The sequence below is a fragment of the Acinetobacter nematophilus genome, assembly GCF_026344175.1.
Classification (GTDB): domain Bacteria; phylum Pseudomonadota; class Gammaproteobacteria; order Pseudomonadales; family Moraxellaceae; genus Acinetobacter; species Acinetobacter nematophilus.
This window is the reverse complement of the sequence record NZ_JAPKMY010000001.1, coordinates 319,721-344,569: the sequence shown is the minus strand read 5'-3', so window position 1 is coordinate 344,569 and position 24,849 is coordinate 319,721. Positions and strand designations below refer to the sequence as shown.

The window sequence follows — 24,849 nt, the reverse complement described above, 5'->3', positions numbered from 1 at the left end:
TTTATGTTTCTTTATTGAATTGCTTTACAATATACAAATTGCTTTTGCATCAACGAATTAAAAAATTCTTAGAGGAATAAAAACGTGCGGCGTTCATTTACTTGGCTCCCTTGGGTTTTACTAATACTGGTAATTATTTGTTTTGTCGTATGGCAGAAACTTCAGCAACCCAAAGCACCGATTGCAGCAGATGGTGTAAAGATGCCAGCGGAGAAAGTAGAGCCGTTGGTCAATACCTCTAGAACAGGTGGGGTAGTGTCGTACAGCGCGGCTGTCAAAGTTGCAGCGCCTGCAGTGGTCAATATTTTTACCACTCAAAAAGTAAAACAAAATCATCCACTGCTTAATGATCCTGCATTTCGAGAGTTTTTTGGTAATCAGATTCCTGAACAGAATCAAAACCAGAATGAAAATAGCTTGGGCTCTGGGGTGATCGTCCGTCCAGATGGATATATTCTGACCAACAACCATGTTATTGCACAGGCTGATCAAATTGTGGTTGCCCTGCAAGACGGACGCCGCGCAGAAGCAACTGTAATAGGAACTGACCCAGATACAGATTTGGCCGTCATCAAAATTGGTTTAAAAGATTTACCCGTCTTGCCGTTTAAATTGAGTGGCAATGAAGTGGGCGATGTTGTCTTGGCAATTGGTAATCCATTTGGAGTAGGGCAAACTGTAACCCAAGGGATTATCTCTGCAACAGGACGTTCTGATCTCGGGATCAATACTTACGAAGATTTTATTCAAACTGATGCAGCGATTAATCCAGGTAATTCTGGGGGGGCATTGATTGATGTTGCTGGGAATTTGATTGGGGTCAATACTGCTATTTTCTCACAGTCAGGTGGATCTTTAGGAATCGGTTTCGCAATCCCTGCAAAAATTTGCCAGCAAATACTCAATTCGATTTTAAAAGATGGTCGAGTGATTCGTGGCTGGATGGGTATCAGCTTAGTTCCACCAACACAAGAAGACGTGTTGCAACCTCGTCAGCCTGGTGTTGTCGTGGCAGATGTATTGAAAAGAGGTCCTGCGGCAGAAGCAGGAATCAAAGTTGGTGACCGCATTGTTAAAGTCAACAATGAAGATATTACCTCAACTTCACATTTGATTAATTATGTTGCATTACAAGCGCCAAATACTGAGATTCAGGTTGAAGTTGTACGTGGCGATCAAAAAGTGAATTTAACTGTTAAAGTGGGGGAACGAAAAGTCCTGAATAATGACTCCCAATTTATTCCACTACCAAAACGTTAATCTTGTGTATGGAAGCCCTGATATTTCAGGGCTTTTTTATATTTTCAATAGCATCTAAACAGAGCAAGAGCAACAGAAATGATCTTCATCATTTATTTAAATCTCTGGCGTGTCTCCCCCAGTTAAGTTTTACCACAATTTCCATTTGGACTTATACGGCCAATCTGCACAAGGATTTGGGAATAAAGTATAAATTTTGACAAATTCATCTTCTGTGATTTTACTGTCTTTATTTTCGTCTAGATATTTAAATAATTTAGTATTTTTATCTTTGCCTTGAAACTGTCGGTCATCTGGCCAAGGGTATGGCGCAAAGTCTGTCACCTTTAAAAATTCATTCAGTTCAAAAGTATTATTTTTATTTAAATCATAGGTTTTATAAAATCCCTCCCAATCCATGGAAGCAGGTTCACAGCCGAAGCTTGCAGTGCTCAATGTACTGAGACTGATGAGTGTCGCATAGATTATCTTATTCATTGTTCTACTCTATTTGCATGGTTATTTAAAACATAAATATATCATTCAACTTTTCAAAGCAATTTAATTATCATGATTTTCTGCATATTAAAGGGTATGACATAGAACAGAATTAAACTATGTTTGGCCATTTTTTAGCTATGAATATACGCAAAAACCAGTGCCTAAGCACTGGTTTTTGATGAGCATTAAAGACATTAGATTAGCTTTCTTGCTGAATACCCGCCACTAACCAATCTTGGCTAGAACCCGCAGGTTTAACAAAATGCCATACTTCTGAGAATGGTGCAGGTAAGCTATTTAAATCTTCACTTACTGTACCTGTAAAACGAACACTTACCACATATTGACCATTTTCAGTTGCACTATCGATCACCAATGCATTCAAGTTCGAAAACTCAGCAACATCTTGATCTTGGTTCGCCATAATATCGTTATACATGGACTGATAAAGATCAGGCGTTAAATAGCGTTGAATTTCTGCAATGTTACTGACAGAGTTCATGGATTGAATATGGTTAAAACGTTGGCGTGCCACACGTAAGAAAGCTGCAGGTTCAGTACCATCTGGAAGCTGATTGCCACTTTGCATGGATGCTGCACCAAAAGGCGCCTGTGGAGCACCACCACCATTTACAGATTGACCAAAAATATTGGTATTGTCTGAATTACGTGCGCTGTTGTTTTGACCAAATGGCGCAGATGTAGGACCTGACGTATTTGGTGCATAAGGGTTATTGCCCGCTAATTTTTTTTTTGCGCCGAATTTACGGAACAAGAAGAATGCAGCACCCGCAATTAAAATTAACCAAATCCAACTTGGGATTCCGCCTTTTTTCTCTTCTTGCTGAGCTGCCTGTTGTTTCGCTAATTCAGCATCATTGGTCTGCGCTTGTGAATTACCATTATTATTGTCAGCCATTGCATTTGCAGCAATTGCACCTACAGCTGCACCAGCCACACCAGCAGCGACCATTTTACCGACACCAGAGCCCGACTTTTGCTGACCTGCTTGAGCTGGCATTGGTTGTTGAGCAGGCGTAACTTGTCGAGGTTGAGAATAAGACTGACTTGAACTCGAAGAACGGCTCATGCCATGGCTTTTACCACCACCGGCGCGTTTTGCTTCGGCTAGCGGTGCTACAGCCAAAGTTGCCATTAAAATACCTGCGATCAAGCCGCGCTGTCGAACTTCCATTGAATGTACCTATTTAAAAAATGTTTATGGGTATGAAAAGTAACTAGATGATGTTTTACTTTTCATAGCTGTATTTATGCAGTCTTTTACAGAGAATTTCAATGTTTTTGGCATTTATTTGCGTATATATTCACATAATCATAACGAATATATGGATGGCGAAGGTGATGAAAATAATCATGGAGCTAATTTGTTGAAATAATTGAAAAGTCTGGATTTAGAGTAGTTTTATCATATTTGTGGAATTGTATAATTCTAAAGCAAAAAAATTAAGCATTTACTCTCAAAGATTCTCATTTAGCCTCATTCAATAATGCTGCTTAGACTATAAAGCAAAAACAGCACTCTTCTGAATCAGAAAAATTTTAAAAAATGAAAGCATTCTTGAGTTTTTTTGACTAAGCCACTTCGTCGCTCAGTTGCATCGCCTCAGTGAGCGCTTCATGTAAACGAGCAACAGCAATCACTTGCACACCTGCAATTGGCTTTTGCGGAGCATTGCCTCTAGGAACAATAATGTATTTGAAACCATGTTTAATGGCTTCTTTGAGACGTTCCTGTCCATTGGGAACAGGGCGTATTTCTCCAGATAGACCAACCTCACCAAACACAGCCAATTGCTGAGGTAGAGCTTTAGAGCGTAAACTGGATGCGCAAGCCAATAGGACTGCCAAGTCAGAACCTGTTTCTGTAATCTTTAATCCACCGACCACATTCACGTATACGTCTTGTCCGGAAGTCTGTACACCGCCATGTCTGTGCATCACGGCAAGCAACATGTTTAGACGGTTTTGTTCTAAACCGAGTGCCACACGGCGCGGCTGCCCATGGGCATCATCAACCAGCGCCTGAACTTCAACCAGTAAGGGGCGGGTCCCTTCACGACTGATCATCACAACTGAACCTGGAATGGCTTCATCATAGCGGCTTAGAAAAATAGCAGATGGATTTGCGACTTCTTTTAAACCCTTATCAGTCATGCCAAATACGCCAAGTTCGTTGACTGCCCCAAAACGGTTTTTTACTGCGCGAATCATTCGATAGCGAGAGTCTGACTGTCCTTCGAAATACAATACACAGTCAACCATATGTTCAAGAACTCGTGGTCCGGCAAGTGAACCTTCTTTGGTGACATGACCAACAATGAATAAAGCGGTACCACTATTTTTTGCAAATCGCGTTAACAGCGCTGCCGACTCACGAATTTGTGATACTCCACCGGGTGCAGACTGCAAGGTTTCGGTATATAGCGTCTGGATTGAATCGAGAATTGCAACCGCAGGACGCAATTGTGCCAAGGTATCACAAATGCGTTCAACACAGGTTTCAGCCATAACCTGTAATTTATCTGTAGCCAAATCAAGACGGTTGGCACGTAAGGCAACTTGAGAAAGTGATTCTTCGCCTGTGACATAAAGTGCAGAGCTATTCGCAGCTGCCATATGTGTTGCAGTTTGTAAAAGAATGGTTGACTTACCGATGCCCGGATCGCCTCCGATCAATACAACCGAACCAGTAACCAAACCACCGCCAAGTACCCGATCGAACTCTCCAATTCCTGTGCCTAAACGCGTTTCATTGGAAACGGTGATTTGATTTAACAGTGTTACATTGGCTGCTTGTCCAGCATATCCACCACCCATAGGTTTCGCTCGATGTGACACCACAGGTTCAATACGGACTTCAGTCAGAGAATTCCATTCACCACAGTCTGAACACTGACCTGCCCATTTTGGGTGGTCCGTACCACATTGTTCACAACGATAAACAGTTTTGACTTTGCCCATTTTGAGTGCATATACCTTTTCAATAATTGAATGAATGTACCAATAGCGCCTTTAAAATACAATTTTTTGCACAACATCTCGCCAAAAACAATTTTGGCACGTAAACTGCAAAATGAAGGAACGGTAAAAATAAGAAAGGTAAGGAATAGTCACTTGGCTATTTAATAAGCTAAAAGGTGGAAAATCCTAGATAATTAGGCGTATCCATTGAAAAAGGCTTTTTTATTTTTTTTGTTTTAAGCTACTTTTGTAAAACGAAATCTGAGAGAAGAATATAACAATGTCAAATGAAAACCTCAGTTCTTCTGCGGAAACAGGTGAACTATCTAGAAGTTTATCAAATCGCCATCTTCAATTAATTGCAATTGGCGGTGCGATTGGGACAGGATTATTTATGGGGTCAGGGAAGACAATCAGTCTTGCAGGACCTTCGATATTATTTATCTACATGATCATTGGTTTGATGGTGTTTTTCGTCATGCGTGCGCTGGGGGAATTGCTACTTTCAAACTTGCAATACAAGTCTTTTATTGACTTTTCAACAGATTTAATTGGTCCTTGGGCTGGTTATTTTGTGGGATGGACTTATTGGCTGTGTTGGATCACCATAGGTATCGCTGATTTATCTGCGATCATCTACTATTTGCAGTTCTTTAATAATGGTGTGGCCTTTACCCCAACAGAAGGCGCGATGATTAGCGTTGCGGCCATTTTCTTTATTCTGGGTTTGAACCTCGTCACTGTAAAATTATTCGGTGAGCTTGAATTCTGGTTTGCCTTAATCAAGATCATTGCCATTGTTGTGCTGATTTTAGTAGGACTTTGGATGATTTTCACAGGCTTCACTTCAGCTGCTACAGGTCAAGTTGCGTCCTTTACCCATTTATGGGATCACGGAGGAATGTTCCCCAAAGGCTTTGAAGGATTTCTGGCAGGTTTCCAGATTGCAATCTTTGCCTTTGTCGGAGTAGAACTTGTCGGTACAACAGCAGCAGAGACCAAAGATCCTGAAAAGAACTTACCTAAAGCGGTCAACTCAATCCCAATCCGTATTATTTTCTTCTACGTTTTGGCGTTAGTAATCGTAATGTCAGTAACGCCTTGGGATCAGATCGATCCTAAAGTCAGCCCATTTGTAAACCTATTCAGTCAAGCAGGTATTGCAGCAGCGGCAATTATCATGAACTTGGTGGTATTGTCTTCGGTGATGTCTTCAATGAACAGTGGGGTGTTTTCGACCAGTCGTATGTTGTTTGGACTTTCTCGTGAGGACCAGGGTCCTAAAGCATTTGGCTTACTCAATCGTCGTGCTGTTCCAGCCAATGCTTTATATTTCTCTGGTGTGTGTTTATTGGGAGGTGCTGCATTACAGTACTTTGTCCCGAATACTGTAGAAGCATTTACTTTAGCAACCACACTTTCAACGATTTTATTCATTCTGGTATGGATCATTATCTTGTGGAGTTATTTGGTGTATTACAAGACCCGTCCGGAACTGCATGCAAAATCGGTATTTAAGTTGCCAGGCGGACCATTTACTTGTTATGTCGTCATCATTTTCTTTATCGGAACGATCGGGATCCTTGCGTTAGAGCCAGATACCCTGAAATCCTTGATGGTCAGTCCGATTTGGTTGGTTATCCTTGCGATTGGCTATTTCTGTTTCTATAAGAAAAAACAGTAATTAGCTATTTCAATGATACTCATAAGAAAACGCCAGTAATAGACTGGCGTTTTTTTTATTCTCAATTTAAGCTTGAGCGCTTGTTATTTTGGTCTAAATTTTAGAATCAAGGTATACTGACAAAAATTTTGGAAATAGGTGAGCAGATGCGTTTAGCAATTTGTAGCATCGGTTTAGTTTTTAGTGCGGCCGTTTTAGTCGGTTGTGGTCAATCTGGTAATTTACAGTTAGCCAATAGTCCCGACTCAGACAAACGTACCAAATACTTGTTGTATTCAAAGCATGACAACACAACTGTTCAAGCTGAGAAAAAAGCTGTGGATCAGGCTGTACCCGCAGATCAGCCAGCCCCAGCATCACAAGTGACTTCAAACTAAACCTATTTGAACTTTCATTGAAAGGATACATTCATGAGTTTTTCCCGCATTGATGGGGTATTGCATGCAGAGCAATGTTCTTTAGATCAGCTTGCAACGCAATATGGCACACCACTTTATGTCTATTCAAAAGCGACATTTGAAAAGCATTATTTAGATATGGATCAAGCCTTTAGCTTTATCGATCATCAAATTTGTTTTGCGGTGAAGTCTAACTCTAATCTTGCAGTATTGAATGTATTGGCAAAACTGGGTTGTGGTTTTGATATTGTCACAGGGGGGGAACTTGCACGTGTACTTGCGGCAGGTGGTGATCCATCAAAGATTGTGTTTTCTGGTCTGGGCAAACAAGAACAAGATATACAAAAAGCGTTGGAAGTAGGCATTGCCTGTTTCAATGTGGAATCCCATGCTGAACTTGACCGTATCCAAAATGTTGCTGCACGTTTAGGTCAAAAAGCACCGATTTCTTTACGGGTCAATCCAGATGTTGATGCTAAAACCCATCCTTATATTTCAACGGGTTTGAAAGAAAATAAATTCGGTATTCCTTCTGATGTGGTTTTTGAAACCTATCAATATGCAGCGTCTTTGCCAAATTTAGATGTGATTGGAATTGATTGTCACATTGGTTCACAATTGACTGAAACTCAGCCTTTTGTCGATGCACTTGATCGTATTATGAGGATGATTGAGCAATTGAAAGGGCTTGGGATTGATCTAAAGCATATTGATATTGGTGGTGGCTTAGGCGTTACTTATAAAGATGAAACACCGCCAAGTGTTGCTGAATATGCCAACGCAATGCGTCCAGCGCTAGAAAAACTGGGTTTAAAAGTATATATGGAACCAGGGCGTAGTATTTCAGCCAATGCAGGTGTTTTGCTGACTAAGGTTGATTTACTTAAACCGACACATCATCGTAACTTTGCGATTATCGATGCAGCAATGAATGATTTGATTCGCCCATCGCTTTATCAAGCATGGATGGATATTCAGCCTGTAACACCACATACAGATGTTGAAGCTAAAACTTGGGATATCGTCGGTGCGATTTGTGAAACGGGTGATTTCTTAGGTAAAGAACGTGAGCTTGCCCTGAAAGAAAATGACAATCTCGCAGTTTTAGGGGCAGGTGCATACGGTTTTGTGATGAGTTCTAACTACAACAGTCGTGGCCGTGCTGCTGAAGTAATGGTGGATGGTGAGCAATCTTATGTGATTCGTAAACGAGAAAGCATCGAATCACTTTGGGAAAATGAACGTTTGTTGCCTTAAGGAGTAATTTTTAGATGTTATTAGAATTTACCAAGATGCATGGTCTAGGCAATGACTTCATGGTTGTCGATCTCATTAGTCAACATGCACTTTTTGATGCAATGACGATTCGTCGCTTAGCCGATCGCCATTTTGGCATTGGTTTTGATCAATTGCTTATTGTCGAACCACCCGATTTCCCCAATGTTGATTTTAAGTATCGTATTTTTAATGCCGATGGTTCTGAAGTTGAACAATGTGGTAACGGTGTTCGCTGTTTTGCACGTTTTGTCTATGAGCGTCAATTGACCAATAAAAGACGTTTTAAAGTTCAGACCAGTGCAGGGATTGTTGAACCTGAATTGGGCGAAAATGGTTGGGTTCGGGTCAATATGGGCTATCCGAAATTTTTACCTCAAGAGATTCCATTTATTGCTGAAGAGCCGGATGCTTTGTATGACATTGCTCTAGCAGATGAGCAGTCATTGACCATTGATGTGGTCAATATGGGCAATCCACATGCTGTGACCATCGTTACAGATGTTTTAACGGCAGATGTAGCACATATTGGTCCACAAGTAGAGGCGCATGAGCGTTTCCCACAGCGTGTCAATGCAGGTTTTATGCAAATTATTGATGAGAAACATGCACGCTTACGTGTCTTTGAACGTGGTGTGGGTGAAACCATGGCATGTGGTACGGGTGCATGCGCAGCAGCTGTGTCAGGTATGCGTCGCGGTTTGCTCGCCAACAATGTGGAAATTGAGTTGGCAGGTGGCAAATTGCAAATTGAATGGAAAGAAGGCGATGTAGTGTGGATGACAGGTCCAACGGCTACTGTTTATGAAGGTCGTTTGGATTTACGTTATTTTCAAAGTTAGTGATTTGCCCTTAGCCCTGAATTGATTTCAGGGCTTTTTAAATTTAATCAGTTGATTTTTGACCAACAACAAAAATAATGATATTTATTAAAATTTAAAGCAAATCACCATAATCAAGAGGAAAAAAAAATGGCAATAGACCGGATAGATTGGCATGCTGAATCCGCAGAACAAGCGGGATTTCCCTACAAAAATGGTGGAACACATATCGGCATGTATTTGGCATGGATAATCAATCATCATTTAGAAGGTGAGTTTCACCAAGAAGAAAGTGAAACCGAATTAGAACAAGTGCGTACACGCCAAATGACGGGATCACAGTTTTTGACAGATATGTGTGATGAAAAATTTTGGGAAGAAGATTTGAATGAAGAAGGCTTTGAATTTACGCAAGTCTATTATGAAAGTCATCAATATTTTAAAGATTATGATGCAACCTTGGTTTATTCAAAAGGTTTAACTGAAACTTATGCAGTAGAAGACAGTTGGGAAAATTATGATTTAATTGCTGCGGTAATCAGTCAGAAATATCAGCAATGGAAGCAAAACCGTCAATAAGTTTAATCAAAAAATGATCCATAAAAAAACACAGTCCGAAATGGGTAGGACTGTGTTTTAATGTTGATTCGTCTGGAGACCAAACCAACATTAAGTAACCACACTACAGCACACATATTGCTTAATGTATATATGAGGCTGTTTGGTTGTTTTTCAACCAATATAAATGTAAATTCTAAAAGTTTCAATGTTCTGAAACTGTTCAATTAACTCATTGAATGAATTCCAAATATATTACCTTCGGTATCTATAGCTAAAATGATATGCCCATGTGGTCCGATCGACATTTTTGCTTGGTGAATTTGTCCTCCCGCAGCTACAACACGCGCTTCTTCAATCGCACAATCCTCACTACTGAAATAGATAATCGTACTGTTTCCACCTGCATGCACACCTTGCATTTTTACCAATGCTCCTGCTGAGCCATACTGGTCCATGTCGGATGGAAAAGTCCACATTTGGGTATTTGCATCAGTCGGATCACTCAATAAACTGAGCTCCGTTCCCAATACCGTTTGATAAAATAATTTGGCTCGTTGCATATCATTAACATAGATTTCAAACCAACAGACTGGATTTGGCATGATGGTGTCCTTTTGTTTTACTGTTATATGTATTAAACCATTCGTTGGCAGTTTGCTTGGGTCAATAAAATCGAGCTCAGCCAACAAATATTATTTTTAGACTTTATTGTGATTAGCTTATGACAAACTTAAATGTTATACAGCTGTATTTTGTAAGCAGGTTTGTTTTTACTGATCTCTAAACAAAAAAGAGAATGCCGAAGCATTCTCTTTTCTGAATTGTGGCAGCGCCAAGATTAATGACGTGCAGCTTTTTTACCTTCATCAACTGTTTTTACAATCGGTGCTTTGACCAATGGTGTAGGTTGTTCAACCAAAGCAAGTGGTAGAATCTCATCGATACTTTTCACAGCTTTGATTTCTAAACCATCTTTCACATTTTGAGGGATTTCAGTCAGGTCACGTACGTTTTCCTGTGGGATAAACACCAGTTTAACACCACCACGATGTGCCGCTAAAAGTTTCTCTTTTAAGCCACCAATACGCATTGCACGACCACCCAGACTGGTTTCACCCGTCATGGCAATATCAGGACGAATTGCAATGCCTGTAAATGCTGAAACCAATGCAGTCGTTAAAGCTAAACCTGCTGAAGGACCATCTTTCGGTGTTGCACCTTCAGGCAAGTGAACGTGTACATCGGTTTCTTCAAAACGAGAAGCTTCAATGCCTAATTCATCTGCACGCGTACGAACCACAGTCATTGCTGCTGTAATCGACTCTTTCATTACATCACCGAGTGAACCAGTAGTAATGAATTTGCCTTTACCTTTGACTGCTGCAACCTCAATGGTTAACAACTCACCACCGACAGAGGTCCAAGCCAAACCATTGACACGGCCCACTTGCGCTTCTTCTTCAGCCATGCCGTAATCAAACTTATGTACACCTAAATATTCAGGTAAGTTTTCAGCGGTGACATCGATATGTAAGTTTTTGGCTTTCTTGCTTACAGACTCTTTCACCACTTTACGCGCAATTTTTGAAACTTCACGTTCAAGGCTACGTACACCAGCTTCACGTGTATAACGACGCACGATGTCTCGAATCGCTTCTTCATGAACAGTCAGTTCTTTAGCACGTAATCCATTGTTCTTAATTGCTTTAGGAACAAGATAACGGTCTGCAATGTTCACTTTTTCGTCTTCGGTATAGCCAGGTAAACGAATCACTTCCATACGGTCTAATAAGGCTTCTGGAATATTCATGCTGTTGGCCGTACAGATGAACATCACTTCTGACAAATCTAAGTCAAGATCAAGATAATGATCATTAAATTTGCTGTTCTGTGATGGATCAAGGACTTCAAGTAATGCAGACGCCGGATCACCACGATAATCTTGTGCCATTTTGTCAATTTCATCGAGCAAGAACAATGGGTTCTTCACACCGACTTTGGTTAAAGACTGCACGATTTTACCTGGCATCGCACCAATATAAGTACGACGGTGACCACGAATTTCTGCTTCATCACGTACACCACCCAGTGCCATGCGAACGAATTCACGACCAGTAGCTTTCGCTATGGATTCACCCAGAGAAGTTTTACCTACCCCAGGAGGACCAACCAAGCACAGAATTGGACCACGAAGTTTTTTCACACGTGACTGAACAGCAAGGTATTCAACAATACGCTCTTTGACTTCATCTAAACCATAATGGTCTGTGTCCAAGATTTCCTGAGCTTTTGCCAAGTTAATGCTAACTTTACTGGCTTTATTCCAAGGCGTATCTAGGATCGCTTCGATATAGTTACGTACCACAGCCGCTTCACTTGAAGCTGGTTGCATTGCTTTCAACTTGCGGAATTCGTTTTCAGCTTTTTTACGGACGTGTTCTGGTAAATCCGCTTCAGCCAAACGTTTTTCTATTTCAGCAACATCATCTTCTGCACCGCCATTCATATCAGAAAGTTCACGTTGAATGACCTTCATCTTTTCATTGAGGAAGTATTCACGTTGGTTCTTTTCCATTTGACGTTTTACAGAATCATGCAATGTCTGTTCAATTTGTTGCTCTTCTGATTGTTGCAACAAATAGGTCATGAGTTCTTGTAAATGTGCTTCAAATTCGTCGTGTTCTAGGAATTTTTGTTTAACATCAATATTCAAAGGCACACGCGTTGCAACAAAAAATAATAATTGCAGTAAATCATCAATTTTGTTGGCAGCTGCAATCAACTCGCGTGCATTACGTAATTTTGCTTCTGCATATTGTGAAAACAGCGCACGTAATTCATCTACACGTGTTGCTTGTGTAGCTTTGTCTGTTGATACAGTCATTGGACTTAACGCATGTTCTGCTGATAAATATTCATCATTGTCGATGATCTCAACCAGCTTAGAACGGTGTAAACCTTCAATGAGCACTTTGATGCAGTTTTCATCATTTTCATGGTTTACAACTTGTACAATCTTAGCGACAGTACCATATTGATATAGGTTGTCGTGATCAATTTCTTCTGTAAGCGAATCTTTTTGCGCAACTACAAATACTAAATTGTCACTGTTACGAGCCACATCAACTGCATTGATCGATTTTTCACGACCCACAAATAGCGCAATTTGCATGTGTGGATAAACCACCACGTCACGCAACGCTAACAGCGGTAATACACTTGGAACCTGTGGCTCTAAGTTTTCTTGATTCATAATAATTTCAGACATGGGCACTCCTAATGAGTGACAACGGTGTTGCCATGTTTTTTATAGTGATGTGTATTTCAAAAATTACAAGGGCTTTACTTAATAAAAAAATTAAAAAATCGCAAGTATCTGATTTGCAAGCAAGCCTGGAGGAATTTATTGACCTATTTGGCGTTTAAAAAAGTATGTTTTTGTGGGTGTGATCAGGCTATCTAGAGATTGATCCCACGAATTTCTTTCTAATTCGGTGTGTAGATACTGAAAATCATGAGCCAAACCTAATCGATGCGGATGTTGAAAAGCGGAAGCAAGTGTTCGATCATAAAAACCACCTCCCATTCCCATTCGTGTTCCTTTTATATCACATGCCAATAGTGGCATAATCACAATATCCAGTGTAGAAACATGTTTTCCACGGCTTGCCATGGGTTCTAGCATGCCCAGCCGATGCAATGAAAAACGTTTATTTTGATATTGCTGATAGGAAATTCTTACCCAAACCAAGTGGTTATTCATATTGCAGATCATGGGTAAATAAACCTTTTTACCCTGAGTCAGGCAATATTCAATCAGACGTTTGGTTTTAACTTCTCCAAAAGCATCTAAATACAGTCCAATTTTCTGCGCGTTTAAAAATTTCGGATGCTTTAAACATTGTTTTAAGCACCGCAACTCGATCATTTTTTGCTGCTGTGAATTCAACTTGCGTCGTTGCTGACTGATGATTTTGCGCAGTTGTGAATTTTGATTCATGCTTTCAAGTTTAGTTCCAAACTATAAACAGTATACAATGAAGTGAATCGCAACATAATTGATAAATTTACAGTTTTGATTGATCTGAGATTAATAACGTGAGTTCGAGGCAACTCTACCTTTAGCTTATTGAAAAATAATAAGTCTCAGCGGGGGCTTGCTGGGTTTTCATGCAATTTTTTGATCTGCCTGCGGCTAGCCATACTTTTGTTTTGGCAACACGATTGTCATGCGCAAAACTCGTCAACCACCAGCAATACATTTAATCAGTCGCAGAAACTATACCTGATAGAACTAGTCCTGCCTCGAACAGTGGCGAATGACGTTTCTGAGTATCCTATTTCATCAAGGATTTTTATCGAACTCAGATCAATAGATTGTCGTATTTTGTGTTTAAGATTGATGTTTGGATTATGACCAACTCTTGATGAGGAGCTATTTTAACTCCTATAAAGTTTTTCGATAAATGGACAAATCAGTCTAATCCTGCTAATTATCTGATAAACATCAACTTAAAATAGTCATTTAGACAGGGATCAATAAACTATCTTTTTTGACAAATGTTGGATTTTACACAGTCAATTGCAAAGTTTCATACTTCTATTAGGCTGAATAGGAATTCACGTGAGTGATGATGGATCAACAAGAATATAAATAGGACAAAGTGATGCAGGATAATCTGAATACACATCGTAGAATGCTGTTACGGGCATGGATGAAGGCAACTCTATTTGCATTGACCAGTAGTTTGTCTGTGATGACTTATGCTGCGCCAGCTGTGACACCTAAATTAAATCTGGAACTTTCAGCACATTCTAAAAATAAAATTAAAACGTTGATGAATGATCCTAAAGTCTGGCAACAAATCCCTAAAACCGTCACACTCTGTGTATTTTCACCCGATGGGGCGAATAGTGAGGCTTTTGAACAAGCCACCAGTTATATTAGTGAACTGCCACGCATTACTCAAATTGCCAAAGAATTCGGTGTGGATATGAAAATTACACGCCCAACTAAACTGTCGATGCACATTGACTTAAATTATCCAAAACTTAAAAAAACAGCATCTACAGACATTAACTTACGTGTCTATACCGATGAGCGTGTCTTAACTGAAGATTTTCGAAGTAAACGCTGTGATGGGGCAGGTATCAGTAATATACGTGCGCGTCAATTCAATCCATTTGTAGGCAGTATCGATGCCATTGGCGCTGTCCAAAATTACAAGCAATTGACTACCGTGATTCAGTTGCTTGCACGTCCAGAGTATGATGCAAAAATGGTCAACCGCGATTATGAAGTGGTAGGGATTGTGCCATTGGGTGCTGCTTACATCATGGTCAATGACCGTCGTATAGATACTTTATCTAAGGCAGCAGGTAAAAAAGTTGCTGTTATGAATTTTGATGGAACGCAGAAAAAGCTTGTCCAAAATGTAGGTGCTCAACCAGTTTCTGTTGACTTGTTAATGGTGGGTGGCAAGTTTAATAATAAAGAAGTCGATATTATGGCTGGTCCTGCATTGTTGTTTAAGCCTTTAGAGTTGAAAAAGGGCATGACGGATAAAAATGGCAATGTAGTTGGCGGTATCATCAAGTTTCCGCTCATTCAAGTGACAGGAACATTGATCATGCATCGTAATAAATTCCCCGCAGGAATGGGACCAATCGCGCGAGAAATGATTTCCAAACAACTCAGTCCTGCATTTGAGTTTGTGGATAAAATCGAAAGAGAAGTACCGGATAAATATTGGTTTGATATCCGTGAAGCAGACAAACCAGGCTATATCAAGATTATGCGTGAAGCACGTATTCAGATGACCAAAGAAGGCTTTTACGATCCTGCGATGATGAAGATCTTGAAAAAAGTTCGCTGTGGGCAAACACCCAGTAGTTTTGAATGTGCATTGAATGATGAATAAGACAGTCAGCATTATCCATGCATAGAAATAAAAACGTTGTTAAAGAAAGATTGACGCAAGGCAAAATAAGCATTTATTTTGCCTTGTTTGATGATCGATTTTTTTAAACCTGTCGATCTCTGTTAAATTCACCACACAATACTTAAAAATAATATTGAAAAAGATGTTCTTAAATCTATTAAAAGTTTTATTGTTATTGATCTTATTTTCTACCATCTTTGGTTATGCCACGACTTATCAAACAGGAGATATTATCTTCATAGCTCTAAACCCATCCAAAGCCTTGTGATTCATTGAGCTACACATTCACCATACAGCCATATGGGGATGATTGTGGTGAAAAATGGTCAGGTCTGGGTTTTGGAAACGATTCAAGCTGTGAAATACACACCCTTCAAAAACGGATTTAGCGTGGCGTGAATCAACACTATCGCGTCAAGCGTTATCGAACCCAACTTACGGTTACACAACAGCAAAAATTAGTTCAGCAAGCAGAAACTTATTTAAACCAGCCTCATGATGTTTATTTTGAATGGTCAGGCAATGCAGTTTATTGTTCAGAGTTGGTTTGGAAAACGTATAAAAAAGCTTTAGCAATAGAAGTGGCGCCCTTGGACAAATTATCCAGTTTTGATCTTGGTCATCCAAGTGTCAAAGCGCTAATGAAACAAAGATATGGTCAGCATATTCCATTGAATGAAATGGTGATCGCATCCCGTGTACGTTTTAATTCAGAACAATTGATCGATGTGCGATAAGATTTAAATGATGGCAAAATAAAGATATTTAAACAGCCAGAAAACAAAAAACCTGAGTCATGATGCTCAGGTTTTTTTGTGAGACGTTTTATGAAAAAACAATCCCGAATGTGGCGACCCTACGGGGATTCGAACCCCGGTTACCGCCGTGAAAGGGCGATGTCCTAGGCCTCTAGACGATAGGGTCAATAAATTGAGGCAGACCTTGAAACAAAACCATAGCATTAATGGCGACCCTACGGGGATTCGAACCCCGGTTACCGCCGTGAAAGGGCGATGTCCTAGGCCTCTAGACGATAGGGTCGTTTCAGAGGTGGGCGTATATTAGGGTGAATACAGGGATGTGTCAAACCTTTTTCTGCAATAAAATGGAAAACTTGATTTATATGTATAAAAACAAAGCAATAACACAAAAAAGAGCAAAACATAGCCATTGAATTGTGCTGATGATATTTAAAGTGCATCTACTATATTCTTAATCACGGCAGGATGTTGTAAATAGCCGACAATCTGGTGGGGAGAATGTATAAAAGTTGAAATAGACGTATTTAAAATGGCAGGCTGAAAGTCAAATGGTGCATTGACCAATGGAAAAGCCGTAAGGAAGTCATCAGGAGAGTAAAAATTATGCCAATCTCCATTTAAGCAAGCGGGGCTTTGAATCGGGGGGGGTTAGTTTGGATTGAATGACTTTAAATGCCAAGGGGGAGCCCAACGTAATGAAGCGTTGGATTTTGTATCGCGGGGAGAGTTGCTGTAAAAGGTTATATGCAATCACGCTCCCTAGGGAATGTGCAACGATGATATGTGCCTGATCTGCTTCTAAACTTGCTAAAATTCGTTGATGGACTTCATCCATAAATTGAGGATTGGCCAAGTATAAATAAGTTTCGATCAAAAACTTATGGATTAGGCTTTCATGCAGTTTGGGAAAGTTATTTAAAATTACTGAAAATTCTTTTAGTGCTTTGTCTTTGAAGAGCTGAGAAACTAAATACAGGCGTTTTGACAGTTTTAGCTCATGCTCAGGCATAAAGTAAGGTAAAACTGGAATGGTCTGCATCGTATTGGGGGTGGTGGGCGTTGTGCTCGCACTGTGTTTATGAAAATGCAGATTGACCCATGACTTAGGCAGGAAAGTATCCAGATCAAAGCGATTACTGAGTTGATGTTTGGTGATTAAATCACCATAAAAGGGCAGACTGATATCAAGATCGCTGACAGAAATAGCAAGTTTAAGTTCATTGACACCCTGTTGAAAAATATCAAGCCAATGTTGTTTTAAATTATCAGCATTATAATTTTGTTGATTCATGCCATGAATAAAAATAATTTTCATTGCTGCTGCGATCAAACACAAGATTTATAAATTTAATTTACGAGCTTAAAGCTTTTTTGACTATCTCTAAATGTACAAAAAGTGTAGCAATTGCTACACTTTAGATTTGAAATACAGGCAGTATTTTATTTAACACTGCGAATCATGCTGAGATTTATATAAGAATGCATAGCTGATGTAACAAATGGCAATAAAGATTAAACAGCAGATAAAACCAACCACCATTTCAGGATCAAATACCATACTAATACAGGTAATTAAGCAGAATACAAAACCCAAAATCGGTACGATCGGAAACAAAGGCGCGGCAAAACCTAACTCAGCTTTACTGTGACCTTGTTTATACCATTGACGTCTAAAATTAAATTGGCTCAGACAAATGCTCATCCACACCACAACCATGGTGAAAGCAGCGACACCCAATAGATTTTTAAAAATAGTTTCAGGTGCAAATTGTTCTGAAAGTAAGCCTGGTAACGCACCAAACATCGTTACAATCACTGCAATATAAGGAATACCACGCGCATTGACTCTTGAGAATATTGCAGGAAGTTGTTTTTTTGCTGACAGTGACCACATCATTCGTGAGGCGGCAAATAGTCCTGAATTCGCTGCAGACAGCAATGCAGTAATGATTACAAAGCGAATGATGTCCTCTGCATAAGGAATACCGATATGATCAAATACGGTAACGAAAGGGCTGCTGCTTACTCCTTCAGCGTGTAAACCTGCCATTTGATGAGGTAACAATGCGCTGATAACGATGATGGTGCCGACAAAGAAAATCAACAAGCGCCAGATCGCAGTATTGATGGCTTTAGGTACGTTTTTGGCCGGATCTTCAGTTTCACCTGCGGCAACACCAATCAACTCAGTGCCAGAAAAGGCAAAGTTAACGATTAACATGGTGGTGAAAATAGGAAATAAGCCTTGAGGAAACCAGCCTTCAGCCGTTAAATTACTGAACAGCGGGGCTTCATGATGCCCTTGATAATTGAGAATACCAAAGATCGCCAGTAGACCAAAAAGAATGAATGCAATTACGGTAATGACTTTGACCAGTGACAGCCAGAACTCAGATTCAGCAAACCATTTGGTTGAACTCATATTTAAGCCAAATACAATTGCTGCAAAAATAATCGTCCATAACCACATTGAGATGTGTGGAAACCATTCTTGCATCAATAAAGCGGCTGCGGTGAATTCTGTACCTAAAGTTGCTGACCAAGTAAGCCAATATAACCATGTGACAGTATAGCCTGTACCTGGACCGATATATCGCTGGGCATAAGTACCAAAAGAACCCGATTCAGGCATATGTACAGCAAGTTCGCCTAAGCAAAGCATGACCATATATGCAATTACACCGCCCAGAATATAAGAGAGGATGGCGCCAATTGGACCTGTTTGTGAAATTACTTCACCAGATCCCAAAAAAAGCCCTGTACCAATTGCACCACCAAGCGAAATCATCACCAAGTGACGAGTACTCATTGCTCGTTTGAGTGGTGAGGAATTAGATGATACTTGAGCATCATTTTGAATTGGTGATGACGGCATAAGCTTCTAATGGAAATAAAACAAGAAGCGCGCTATTTTAGTCCAATTGCGAAATAGTGCAATGACTGAGTGGTTTTAATCGGCAATAATCCAGAATATAAATTTTCACTATTTTTTATTTTTATTAATTTTTTAATTAAATCAATTTCTTATGTTTAATTCAGCCTGTATGAGTTTCATGTAGAAAAGCTCAATTGTTCAGCAAAATGCTAAAAAGTATCGCCATGTTATTGCTGTATTTTTGACCGCTTAAAATGTTGGGGTATAAAAAAACCTGAGTCTTATTGCTCAGGCTTTTTATGAGAAGTTTCAGTTAAGAAATCGACTCGAATATGGCGACCCTACGGGGATTCGAACCCCGGTTACCGCCGTGAAAGGGCGATGTCCTAGGCCTCTAGACGATAGGGTCGTTATGAGGTGATGCGTATATTAATAATAAACTGCGCCTTTGTCAAAACAGATTTATGCAAAAACATGCTAACTGGTGAATCAATCGACAATTATCGATTTTTAAGCATGTCATTTAATCAATACTGTATGGGATTCGCTTTGCTGATAAAAACCAAACGTAATTGAGAGTGTGCTGTAGATTAAAATTTAAGGCATTTAGGTAGGCTTTATATGGGCCATTTATTGAACACGGGATTGATTCATTTATTATTTATTAACTTTATTTATATCATAAAATAATGAATGGCTCTTAGTTTGATCTCAAGCACACATCGAACAGTTGGTGCTTGAGAAGTTTCTGAATGCATTATTTTTTCTGATGGTACACACCATAATAGGTCGCATAACAGAATGCCATAAATAATAAACAGCCAATAAAGCCTGAAAGCATTTCAGGATCAACGGCCATGCTTAAGCCTGTTGCGGTACAGGTAATGAAACCCAAGACTGGAACAAGTGGATACCAAGGTGTCTTAAATTTTAAATCCGCCAATGTCTTTCCGCTTGCGAGCCATTTACGACGGAAATTAAACTGACTCCAGCAAATGCTTATCCACACGATGACCATGGTAAATGCAGCGACACCCAATAAATTTTTGAAAATTACATCTGCACCGAACTGTTCTGATAATAATCCGGGTAAGCCTCCGATCATGGTGACCAAAATTGCGATCACAGGTGTTCCTGACTTGGTCAGTTTAGAAAAAATACGCGGTAATTGTTTTTGAACTGAGAGAGCCCACATCATACGAGAAGCAGCGTAGAGCCCTGAGTTTGCTGTAGACAATAGTGCCGTGATAATCACGAAGCGCATGATGTCTTCTGCATAAGGAATACCGATTAAATTAAATACTGACACAAATGGACTGTTGCTGATACCTTCTCCATGTATAGCAAGTCCAGCATCTTGATAGGGCAACAGTGAACTGATCACAATAATGGTGCCGACAAAGAAAATCATCAAACGCCACACGGCAGCATGAATCGCTTTCGGTACATTTTTTTCCGGATTTTCGGTTTCTCCTGCTGCGATCCCGATCATTTCTGTGCCATTAAATGCAAAGTTAACAATCAGCATGGTTGCAAAGATAGGAAATAGTCCATTGGGCAGCCAGCCGTGGGAGGTCAAGTTACTGAATAATGGTGCAGACTCATAGCCATGAAATGGAATTAAACCGAATATCGCTGCCAAGCCTAAAAGAATGAAGACCAGAACGGTTGCCACCTTGACGAAGGATAACCAGAATTCAGACTCTGCAAAAAAACGGGTTGAAGTGAGATTGGAGATCAGTACCGCAATAATAAAGATTAGGGTCCATAACCAGATCGAGGTGGCTGGAAACCATTCCTGCATCAGCATCGCAGCGGCAGTAAACTCCGTACCTAATGTTGCAGACCAACCCAACCAATACATCCATGAGACCATATAGCCTGTACCTGGACCAATGTTTTTGGCAGCAAATGCACCAAAAGATCCAGTAACGGGTTGGTTCACAGCCAACTCACCCAGACAAAGCATGACCATGTAAGCAATCAACCCACCGATGATATAAGAAATTACAGCACCAATCGGCCCGGCTTGGGCGATGACTTCACCTGAACTTAAAAATAAACCTGTGCCAATAGCACCACCTAAAGACAACATAATCAGGTGTCGCTTGGTCATGGATCTTTTTAAGACAAAAGACTGTCCATCAGCATTGATGTGCTGATTCGATTGATCGGGAGATTGCATATTTGATGTAACTGAGAATGCTAAATCAATATTTTAGATTAAAATGTGAAAATTCACAAAATAAAATGAAATAACTACGCGTAAAGTATAAGAAAATAAGTTGAAATTACTCAGAATTAAGGAATGCTGTTGCAAGAGGAGAGAAATTATGGCGACCCTACGGGGATTCGAACCCCGGTTACCGCCGTGAAAGGGCGATGTCCTAGGCCTCTAGACGATAGGGTCGTTTAGAAGATGGCGCTATCTTATTGATCCGCCATCAAAGTGTCAAGTAAGTGAGGGGCGAGTTTGTTCAAAATATAGCAGAACAGTTCGGCGGTCTTTTGTGTATCATACAATGCCGAATGTGCTTCTCGACCATCAAATTCAATTCCAGCTTGAATACATGATTTTGCCAAGACAGTTTGGCCAAACATCACTGCACTGAGTGTGACCGTATCAAATACTGAAAAGCTATGAAATGGATTTTGATTTTTTGTTCCGGTACGGGCAATTGCTGCTTTTAAAAAACCTAAATCAAAATGTGCATTGTGCCCAACCAAGACGGCATGTGTACAATTTTGTTGGCGACGCACTTCATTGACTGCTTTAAAAATGCGCTTGAGTGCCGTTTTTTCATCTTCAGCCATTGCCATACGCATCGGATTGAATGGATCAATACCAATAAAATCCAATGAACGACGATCTAAATTTGCCCCTTCGAAGGGATTGATATGTGCATGATGCGCTTCGCCAGGAACAAATTTTCCTTCGGCATCATACACAATCGGGATGCATGCTATTTCCAGCAACGCATCAGTATCTGCATTAAAACCTGCTGTTTCTACATCAACAACGACGGGTAAAAAGCCACGAAATCGTTGTCCAATCACAGGTAATGTTTCAGTTGTCACACCTTTCTCCATTGGATGGTTTTTCCAGCATAAAGTGGAATAATCTGTTCACCATCCAAATAATCTAAACTTTCAGGGATTACCTGTTCTTCTTTGACAAGAGTAATCGTATTTGTATTGCGAGGCAAACCATAGAAGTCCGCTCCAAAGATGCTGGCAAAACCTTCAAGACGTTCGATTTTGTTCACTTGGTCAAATGCTTGTGCATACAGTTCGATTGCAGTTGGAGCACTGTAACAGCCCGCACAGCCGCATGCATTTTCTTTGGCATTTTTAGAGTGTGGTGCACTGTCTGTACCCAAGAAAAACTTGGGATTTCCACTGGTTGCGACTTCTAGTAAAGTCTGTTGATGTGTTTGACGTTTTAAAATCGGTAAGCAATAGAAGTGAGGTTTTACACCACCCACCAACATGTCATTACGGTTAAATAATAAGTGTTGGGGAGTGATGGTTGCAGCAACATTACGATCTTGTTCGAGTACAAAATGTGCTGCTTCACTGGTGGTAATATGTTCTAGAACTAGTTTTAATTTTGGGAATTGCTTTAATAATGGCGAAAGCACCTCATCTAAAAAGCGTTTTTCACGATCAAAAATATCCACATGATGATGAGTCACTTCACCATGTAACAGTAAAGGAACTTGATGTTCTTCAAGTTGCTCAATCACCGCGTAGACTTTACGAATATCACTTACACCATTATCCGAGTTGGTGGTTGCACCAGCAGGGTAAAGCTTAATGGCATTGACATGTTGAGACTCTTTAATTTTACGTACTTCATCTGGTGAAGTATGATCGGTAAAATACAAGACCATTCGCGGGTCAAAATTCAGATCTGCTGGTACATGCGCCATAATACGATCACGATAGGCATTGGCTTCATCTACAGTTTTTACAGGTGGAACCAAATTAGGCATACAAATCGCGCGGGCAAATTGTTTGGCGAGATCTGGAACTGTACGCTTTAAAGCAAGACCATCACGCAGATGGGCATGCCAATCATCGGGCTGAAGCAATGTGATCGTATTCAAGGCAATTCTGACTTAAAAAAATAAATGAGATGATAATCTATAACAGTTTAAAATGATAACAGCTATTTCTAATCAATAATTCAAATTAAATGATTAAAAACAAATCTAAAGTCTATATTTTGCACACTTTGGTCATAGACTTGTCATGATAAAATGCTAACGCTCATGAGATGAAATTGCACTTTAAAACATTGTGATATCTTTCAAATGTTTAATTTTAATTCTTTTTCAAATAAGGCATATAACAACCGAAATAGTCAGCATGTGCTATTGCATATTTTGTTTAAAAAACGATAATGAAGTCATACAAAGCTAAACTGATAATACACATTATTTGAACAAAGTTAATGAATATCAGGTTGACTTTATAAAATAAGTTCTAAATTTCGATGTGAAAATGATCAATAAGCTTTATTAAAATGAATTTTAGGGTGTTCAATTAATATTCTTCATGTATTTGATATTACATGGTTTATTAAGGAAATGAATTATAAAATTGAGTAGGTAGCGAGTTTTATATGGGCAAGTTTCTGCCAAGTCTTATCTGTATTGTCTGTCTGACGGGTTTAAGTATCCAAAGCCAAACATTTGCCAAACAAAATGTGAAAAGCGAAAAAAACCAAGACGTCATTAAAACGGATTCAAAACAAGATTGGTCTTTAAATAGTATCAATAATGCCACTTGGTCAACCCACCTAGGGCGAGGGCAGTTTCCTGCCTATGCACGTGCGCAAGTGATGTTAAACAATCTGCATGCCTCACCAGGTCCGATTGATGGTAAAAGTGGTAAAAATTTTTTAAAAGCCATTGCTGCGTATCAGCAAATTAAAGGATTACCGATCAGTGGAGAGCTGGATAAGACAACTTGGGACAGTTTATTAAAAAGCCAAACAACTTCTGCATTCGGTACTTATCAAATCACAGCTCAAGATCTGAAAGGTCCCTATGCGAAATCAATACCACGCAACTATGCCTTACAAGCCAAAATGCCGGGACTTTACTATACTCGTGTAAGTGAAATGCTAGGGGAGAAATTCCATATTGATGAGGATTTCTTAAAGCAGATTAATCCACATGCCAATTTCAAGAAAGTGGGTGAAACCATCAATGTTCCAATTGTCCGCAACGACTTACCACAAGATGTTGCATTGATTATTGCACATAAACCCGCACGTCAACTTTATTTGTATAATCAATCAAATCAAATGATTGCGTCTTTTCCTGCGACGATTGGCGGGTCTGGTACACCGTCTCCAAAAGGGACTCATAAAGTCGTTAAAGTTGCGCCCAATCCTGTTTATGGCTATAACCCGAAAAACTTTGTTCAAGGCAGTAATCGCCAGAAATTAGCTTTGCCACCGGGACCCAATGGACCTGTTGGCAATATGTGGATTGCATTGAGTAAACCGAGCTTTGGAATTCATGGTACGCCAAATCCATCATTAATTTCCAAAACAGCTTCTCATGGATGTATTCGTCTTACCAACTGGGATGCCAATGATCTTGGTCGAAAAGTTCAACCTGGCACTGTGGTAAAATTTTTAGATTAGATATTGGTACTTTTTAAAAGGCGACCTATACAGAGCTTGTAGTGGTCGTCTTTTTTATTGTTTGTTGTGATATATCACTGTATATCAAAAATATACACAATATTAAGGATGGATTGGCTATGATGAATTTACTTAATCTTGTGAGAAGACC

Annotated in this window: 19 protein-coding genes, 4 tRNA genes and 1 pseudogene; 9 read left to right on the top strand and 15 right to left on the bottom strand. The window is 39.8% G+C overall.

The features are described from left to right. The first annotated feature begins 84 nt into the window (after nucleotides 1-84). Nucleotides 85-1,260, top strand: coding sequence for a S1C family serine protease (locus OSH00_RS01600; protein ID WP_196077367.1), 1,176 nt, complete (start codon nucleotides 85-87; stop codon nucleotides 1,258-1,260). 129 nt (nucleotides 1,261-1,389) lie between these two features. On the opposite strand, the gene OSH00_RS01595 is transcribed toward OSH00_RS01600, so the two are convergent. The 3 genes from OSH00_RS01595 to radA form a co-directional block, all read right to left on the bottom strand. Further along, nucleotides 1,390-1,737: an EF-hand domain-containing protein gene (locus OSH00_RS01595; protein WP_266128969.1), complete on the bottom strand. Its 348-nt coding sequence runs from the start codon at nucleotides 1,735-1,737 to the stop codon at nucleotides 1,390-1,392. 202 nt (nucleotides 1,738-1,939) lie between these two features. After that, nucleotides 1,940-2,935 (bottom strand): Tim44 domain-containing protein, encoded by a 996-nt coding sequence (locus tag OSH00_RS01590; protein WP_266128968.1) that lies wholly within the window; start codon nucleotides 2,933-2,935, stop codon nucleotides 1,940-1,942. 398 nt (nucleotides 2,936-3,333) lie between these two features. Next, nucleotides 3,334-4,722 (bottom strand): DNA repair protein RadA, encoded by a 1,389-nt coding sequence (radA, locus tag OSH00_RS01585; RefSeq protein ID WP_010591196.1) that lies wholly within the window; start codon nucleotides 4,720-4,722, stop codon nucleotides 3,334-3,336. A gap of 280 nt (nucleotides 4,723-5,002) precedes the next feature. Here radA and OSH00_RS01580 point away from each other — a divergent pair, with 280 nt between their 5' ends. From OSH00_RS01580 to OSH00_RS01560, 5 genes are all read left to right on the top strand, one after another. Next, nucleotides 5,003-6,406, top strand: coding sequence for an amino acid permease (locus OSH00_RS01580; protein WP_266128967.1), 1,404 nt, complete (start codon nucleotides 5,003-5,005; stop codon nucleotides 6,404-6,406). A 146-nt stretch (nucleotides 6,407-6,552) separates the two neighbouring features. Further along, nucleotides 6,553-6,783, top strand: coding sequence for a hypothetical protein (locus OSH00_RS01575; protein WP_266128966.1), 231 nt, complete (start codon nucleotides 6,553-6,555; stop codon nucleotides 6,781-6,783). A gap of 33 nt (nucleotides 6,784-6,816) precedes the next feature. Beyond that, nucleotides 6,817-8,061 carry a diaminopimelate decarboxylase gene (lysA, locus tag OSH00_RS01570; RefSeq protein WP_266128965.1) on the top strand — a complete coding sequence of 415 codons (1,245 nt, stop codon included), beginning with the start codon at nucleotides 6,817-6,819 and terminating at the stop codon, nucleotides 8,059-8,061. A 14-nt stretch (nucleotides 8,062-8,075) separates the two neighbouring features. Beyond that, a complete protein-coding gene (dapF, locus tag OSH00_RS01565) occupies nucleotides 8,076-8,921 on the top strand; it encodes a diaminopimelate epimerase (protein WP_266128964.1) in 846 nt (281 codons plus the stop codon). A gap of 129 nt (nucleotides 8,922-9,050) precedes the next feature. After that, complete coding sequence (locus tag OSH00_RS01560) at nucleotides 9,051-9,479, top strand: DUF7832 domain-containing protein (RefSeq protein WP_266128963.1); 429 nt, start codon at nucleotides 9,051-9,053, stop codon at nucleotides 9,477-9,479. Between the two features lie 206 nt (nucleotides 9,480-9,685). Here OSH00_RS01560 and OSH00_RS01555 read toward each other — a convergent pair whose 3' ends face one another. The 3 genes from OSH00_RS01555 to OSH00_RS01545 form a co-directional block, all read right to left on the bottom strand. Further along, nucleotides 9,686-10,063, bottom strand: a complete 378-nt coding sequence (locus OSH00_RS01555; RefSeq protein WP_266128962.1) for a VOC family protein — start codon at nucleotides 10,061-10,063, stop codon at nucleotides 9,686-9,688. A gap of 236 nt (nucleotides 10,064-10,299) precedes the next feature. Continuing rightward, nucleotides 10,300-12,729, bottom strand: a complete 2,430-nt coding sequence (gene lon, locus OSH00_RS01550) for an endopeptidase La (RefSeq protein ID WP_266128961.1) — start codon at nucleotides 12,727-12,729, stop codon at nucleotides 10,300-10,302. A gap of 135 nt (nucleotides 12,730-12,864) precedes the next feature. Then, nucleotides 12,865-13,461, bottom strand: coding sequence for a 5-formyltetrahydrofolate cyclo-ligase (locus OSH00_RS01545; RefSeq protein WP_266128960.1), 597 nt, complete (start codon nucleotides 13,459-13,461; stop codon nucleotides 12,865-12,867). 715 nt (nucleotides 13,462-14,176) lie between these two features. On the opposite strand from OSH00_RS01545, the gene OSH00_RS01540 reads away from it, so the two are divergent. Together OSH00_RS01540 and OSH00_RS01535 are read left to right on the top strand one after the other, a co-directional pair. Further along, nucleotides 14,177-15,382 (top strand): putative solute-binding protein, encoded by a 1,206-nt coding sequence (locus OSH00_RS01540; protein WP_420909501.1) that lies wholly within the window; start codon nucleotides 14,177-14,179, stop codon nucleotides 15,380-15,382. 416 nt (nucleotides 15,383-15,798) lie between these two features. Then, nucleotides 15,799-16,140, top strand: coding sequence for a YiiX/YebB-like N1pC/P60 family cysteine hydrolase (locus tag OSH00_RS01535; RefSeq protein ID WP_266128958.1), 342 nt, complete (start codon nucleotides 15,799-15,801; stop codon nucleotides 16,138-16,140). A gap of 111 nt (nucleotides 16,141-16,251) precedes the next feature. Here OSH00_RS01535 and OSH00_RS01530 read toward each other — a convergent pair. From OSH00_RS01530 to pyrC, 9 genes and pseudogenes are all read right to left on the bottom strand, one after another. Further along, nucleotides 16,252-16,327, bottom strand: a tRNA-Glu gene (locus OSH00_RS01530). Nucleotides 16,328-16,368: 41 nt separating this feature from the next. Beyond that, nucleotides 16,369-16,444 (bottom strand) — tRNA-Glu (locus tag OSH00_RS01525). 149 nt (nucleotides 16,445-16,593) lie between these two features. After that, nucleotides 16,594-17,479: pseudogene (locus OSH00_RS01520) on the bottom strand (lipase family protein). A gap of 129 nt (nucleotides 17,480-17,608) precedes the next feature. Beyond that, nucleotides 17,609-19,039: an amino acid permease gene (locus tag OSH00_RS01515; protein ID WP_266128957.1), complete on the bottom strand. Its 1,431-nt coding sequence runs from the start codon at nucleotides 19,037-19,039 to the stop codon at nucleotides 17,609-17,611. Between the two features lie 333 nt (nucleotides 19,040-19,372). After that, nucleotides 19,373-19,448, bottom strand: a tRNA-Glu gene (locus OSH00_RS01510). A gap of 348 nt (nucleotides 19,449-19,796) precedes the next feature. Continuing rightward, nucleotides 19,797-21,224: an amino acid permease gene (locus OSH00_RS01505; RefSeq protein WP_266128956.1), complete on the bottom strand. Its 1,428-nt coding sequence runs from the start codon at nucleotides 21,222-21,224 to the stop codon at nucleotides 19,797-19,799. 149 nt (nucleotides 21,225-21,373) lie between these two features. Further along, nucleotides 21,374-21,449, bottom strand: a tRNA-Glu gene (locus OSH00_RS01500). A gap of 20 nt (nucleotides 21,450-21,469) precedes the next feature. After that, nucleotides 21,470-22,129, bottom strand: coding sequence for a ribonuclease T (gene rnt / locus OSH00_RS01495; RefSeq protein ID WP_196077352.1), 660 nt, complete (start codon nucleotides 22,127-22,129; stop codon nucleotides 21,470-21,472). After that, nucleotides 22,114-23,148: a dihydroorotase gene (pyrC, locus tag OSH00_RS01490; protein WP_266128955.1), complete on the bottom strand. Its 1,035-nt coding sequence runs from the start codon at nucleotides 23,146-23,148 to the stop codon at nucleotides 22,114-22,116. Before pyrC ends, rnt begins: the two co-directional genes overlap by 16 nt. Before the next feature lie 518 nt (nucleotides 23,149-23,666). Between pyrC and OSH00_RS01485 the strand changes: the two genes are divergently transcribed. Continuing rightward, the gene (locus tag OSH00_RS01485) at nucleotides 23,667-24,698 is read left to right on the top strand and encodes a L,D-transpeptidase family protein (protein ID WP_266128954.1); all 1,032 of its coding nucleotides are present in this window, start codon (nucleotides 23,667-23,669) and stop codon (nucleotides 24,696-24,698) included. Nucleotides 24,699-24,849 lie beyond the last annotated feature (151 nt).

Excerpts from the sequence above, each read along its gene's own strand:
- OSH00_RS01555 (WP_266128962.1), bottom strand. The coding sequence starts at position 10,063 with ATGCCAAATCCAGTCTGTTGGTTTGAAATCTATGTTAATGATATGCAA.
- lon (WP_266128961.1), bottom strand. The coding sequence starts at position 12,729 with ATGTCTGAAATTATTATGAATCAAGAAAACTTAGAGCCACAGGTTCCA.
- radA (WP_010591196.1), bottom strand. The coding sequence starts at position 4,722 with ATGGGCAAAGTCAAAACTGTTTATCGTTGTGAACAATGTGGTACGGAC.
- OSH00_RS01590 (WP_266128968.1), bottom strand. The coding sequence starts at position 2,935 with ATGGAAGTTCGACAGCGCGGCTTGATCGCAGGTATTTTAATGGCAACT.
- OSH00_RS01505 (WP_266128956.1), bottom strand. The coding sequence starts at position 21,224 with ATGCAATCTCCCGATCAATCGAATCAGCACATCAATGCTGATGGACAG.
- rnt (WP_196077352.1), bottom strand. The coding sequence starts at position 22,129 with ATGGAGAAAGGTGTGACAACTGAAACATTACCTGTGATTGGACAACGA.
- lysA (WP_266128965.1), top strand. The coding sequence starts at position 6,817 with ATGAGTTTTTCCCGCATTGATGGGGTATTGCATGCAGAGCAATGTTCT.
- OSH00_RS01540 (WP_420909501.1), top strand. The coding sequence starts at position 14,177 with ATGAAGGCAACTCTATTTGCATTGACCAGTAGTTTGTCTGTGATGACT.
- OSH00_RS01545 (WP_266128960.1), bottom strand. The coding sequence starts at position 13,461 with ATGAATCAAAATTCACAACTGCGCAAAATCATCAGTCAGCAACGACGC.
- OSH00_RS01595 (WP_266128969.1), bottom strand. The coding sequence starts at position 1,737 with ATGAATAAGATAATCTATGCGACACTCATCAGTCTCAGTACATTGAGC.
- OSH00_RS01515 (WP_266128957.1), bottom strand. The coding sequence starts at position 19,039 with ATGCCGTCATCACCAATTCAAAATGATGCTCAAGTATCATCTAATTCC.
- OSH00_RS01575 (WP_266128966.1), top strand. The coding sequence starts at position 6,553 with ATGCGTTTAGCAATTTGTAGCATCGGTTTAGTTTTTAGTGCGGCCGTT.
- OSH00_RS01560 (WP_266128963.1), top strand. The coding sequence starts at position 9,051 with ATGGCAATAGACCGGATAGATTGGCATGCTGAATCCGCAGAACAAGCG.
- OSH00_RS01580 (WP_266128967.1), top strand. The coding sequence starts at position 5,003 with ATGTCAAATGAAAACCTCAGTTCTTCTGCGGAAACAGGTGAACTATCT.
- OSH00_RS01485 (WP_266128954.1), top strand. The coding sequence starts at position 23,667 with ATGGGCAAGTTTCTGCCAAGTCTTATCTGTATTGTCTGTCTGACGGGT.
- dapF (WP_266128964.1), top strand. The coding sequence starts at position 8,076 with ATGTTATTAGAATTTACCAAGATGCATGGTCTAGGCAATGACTTCATG.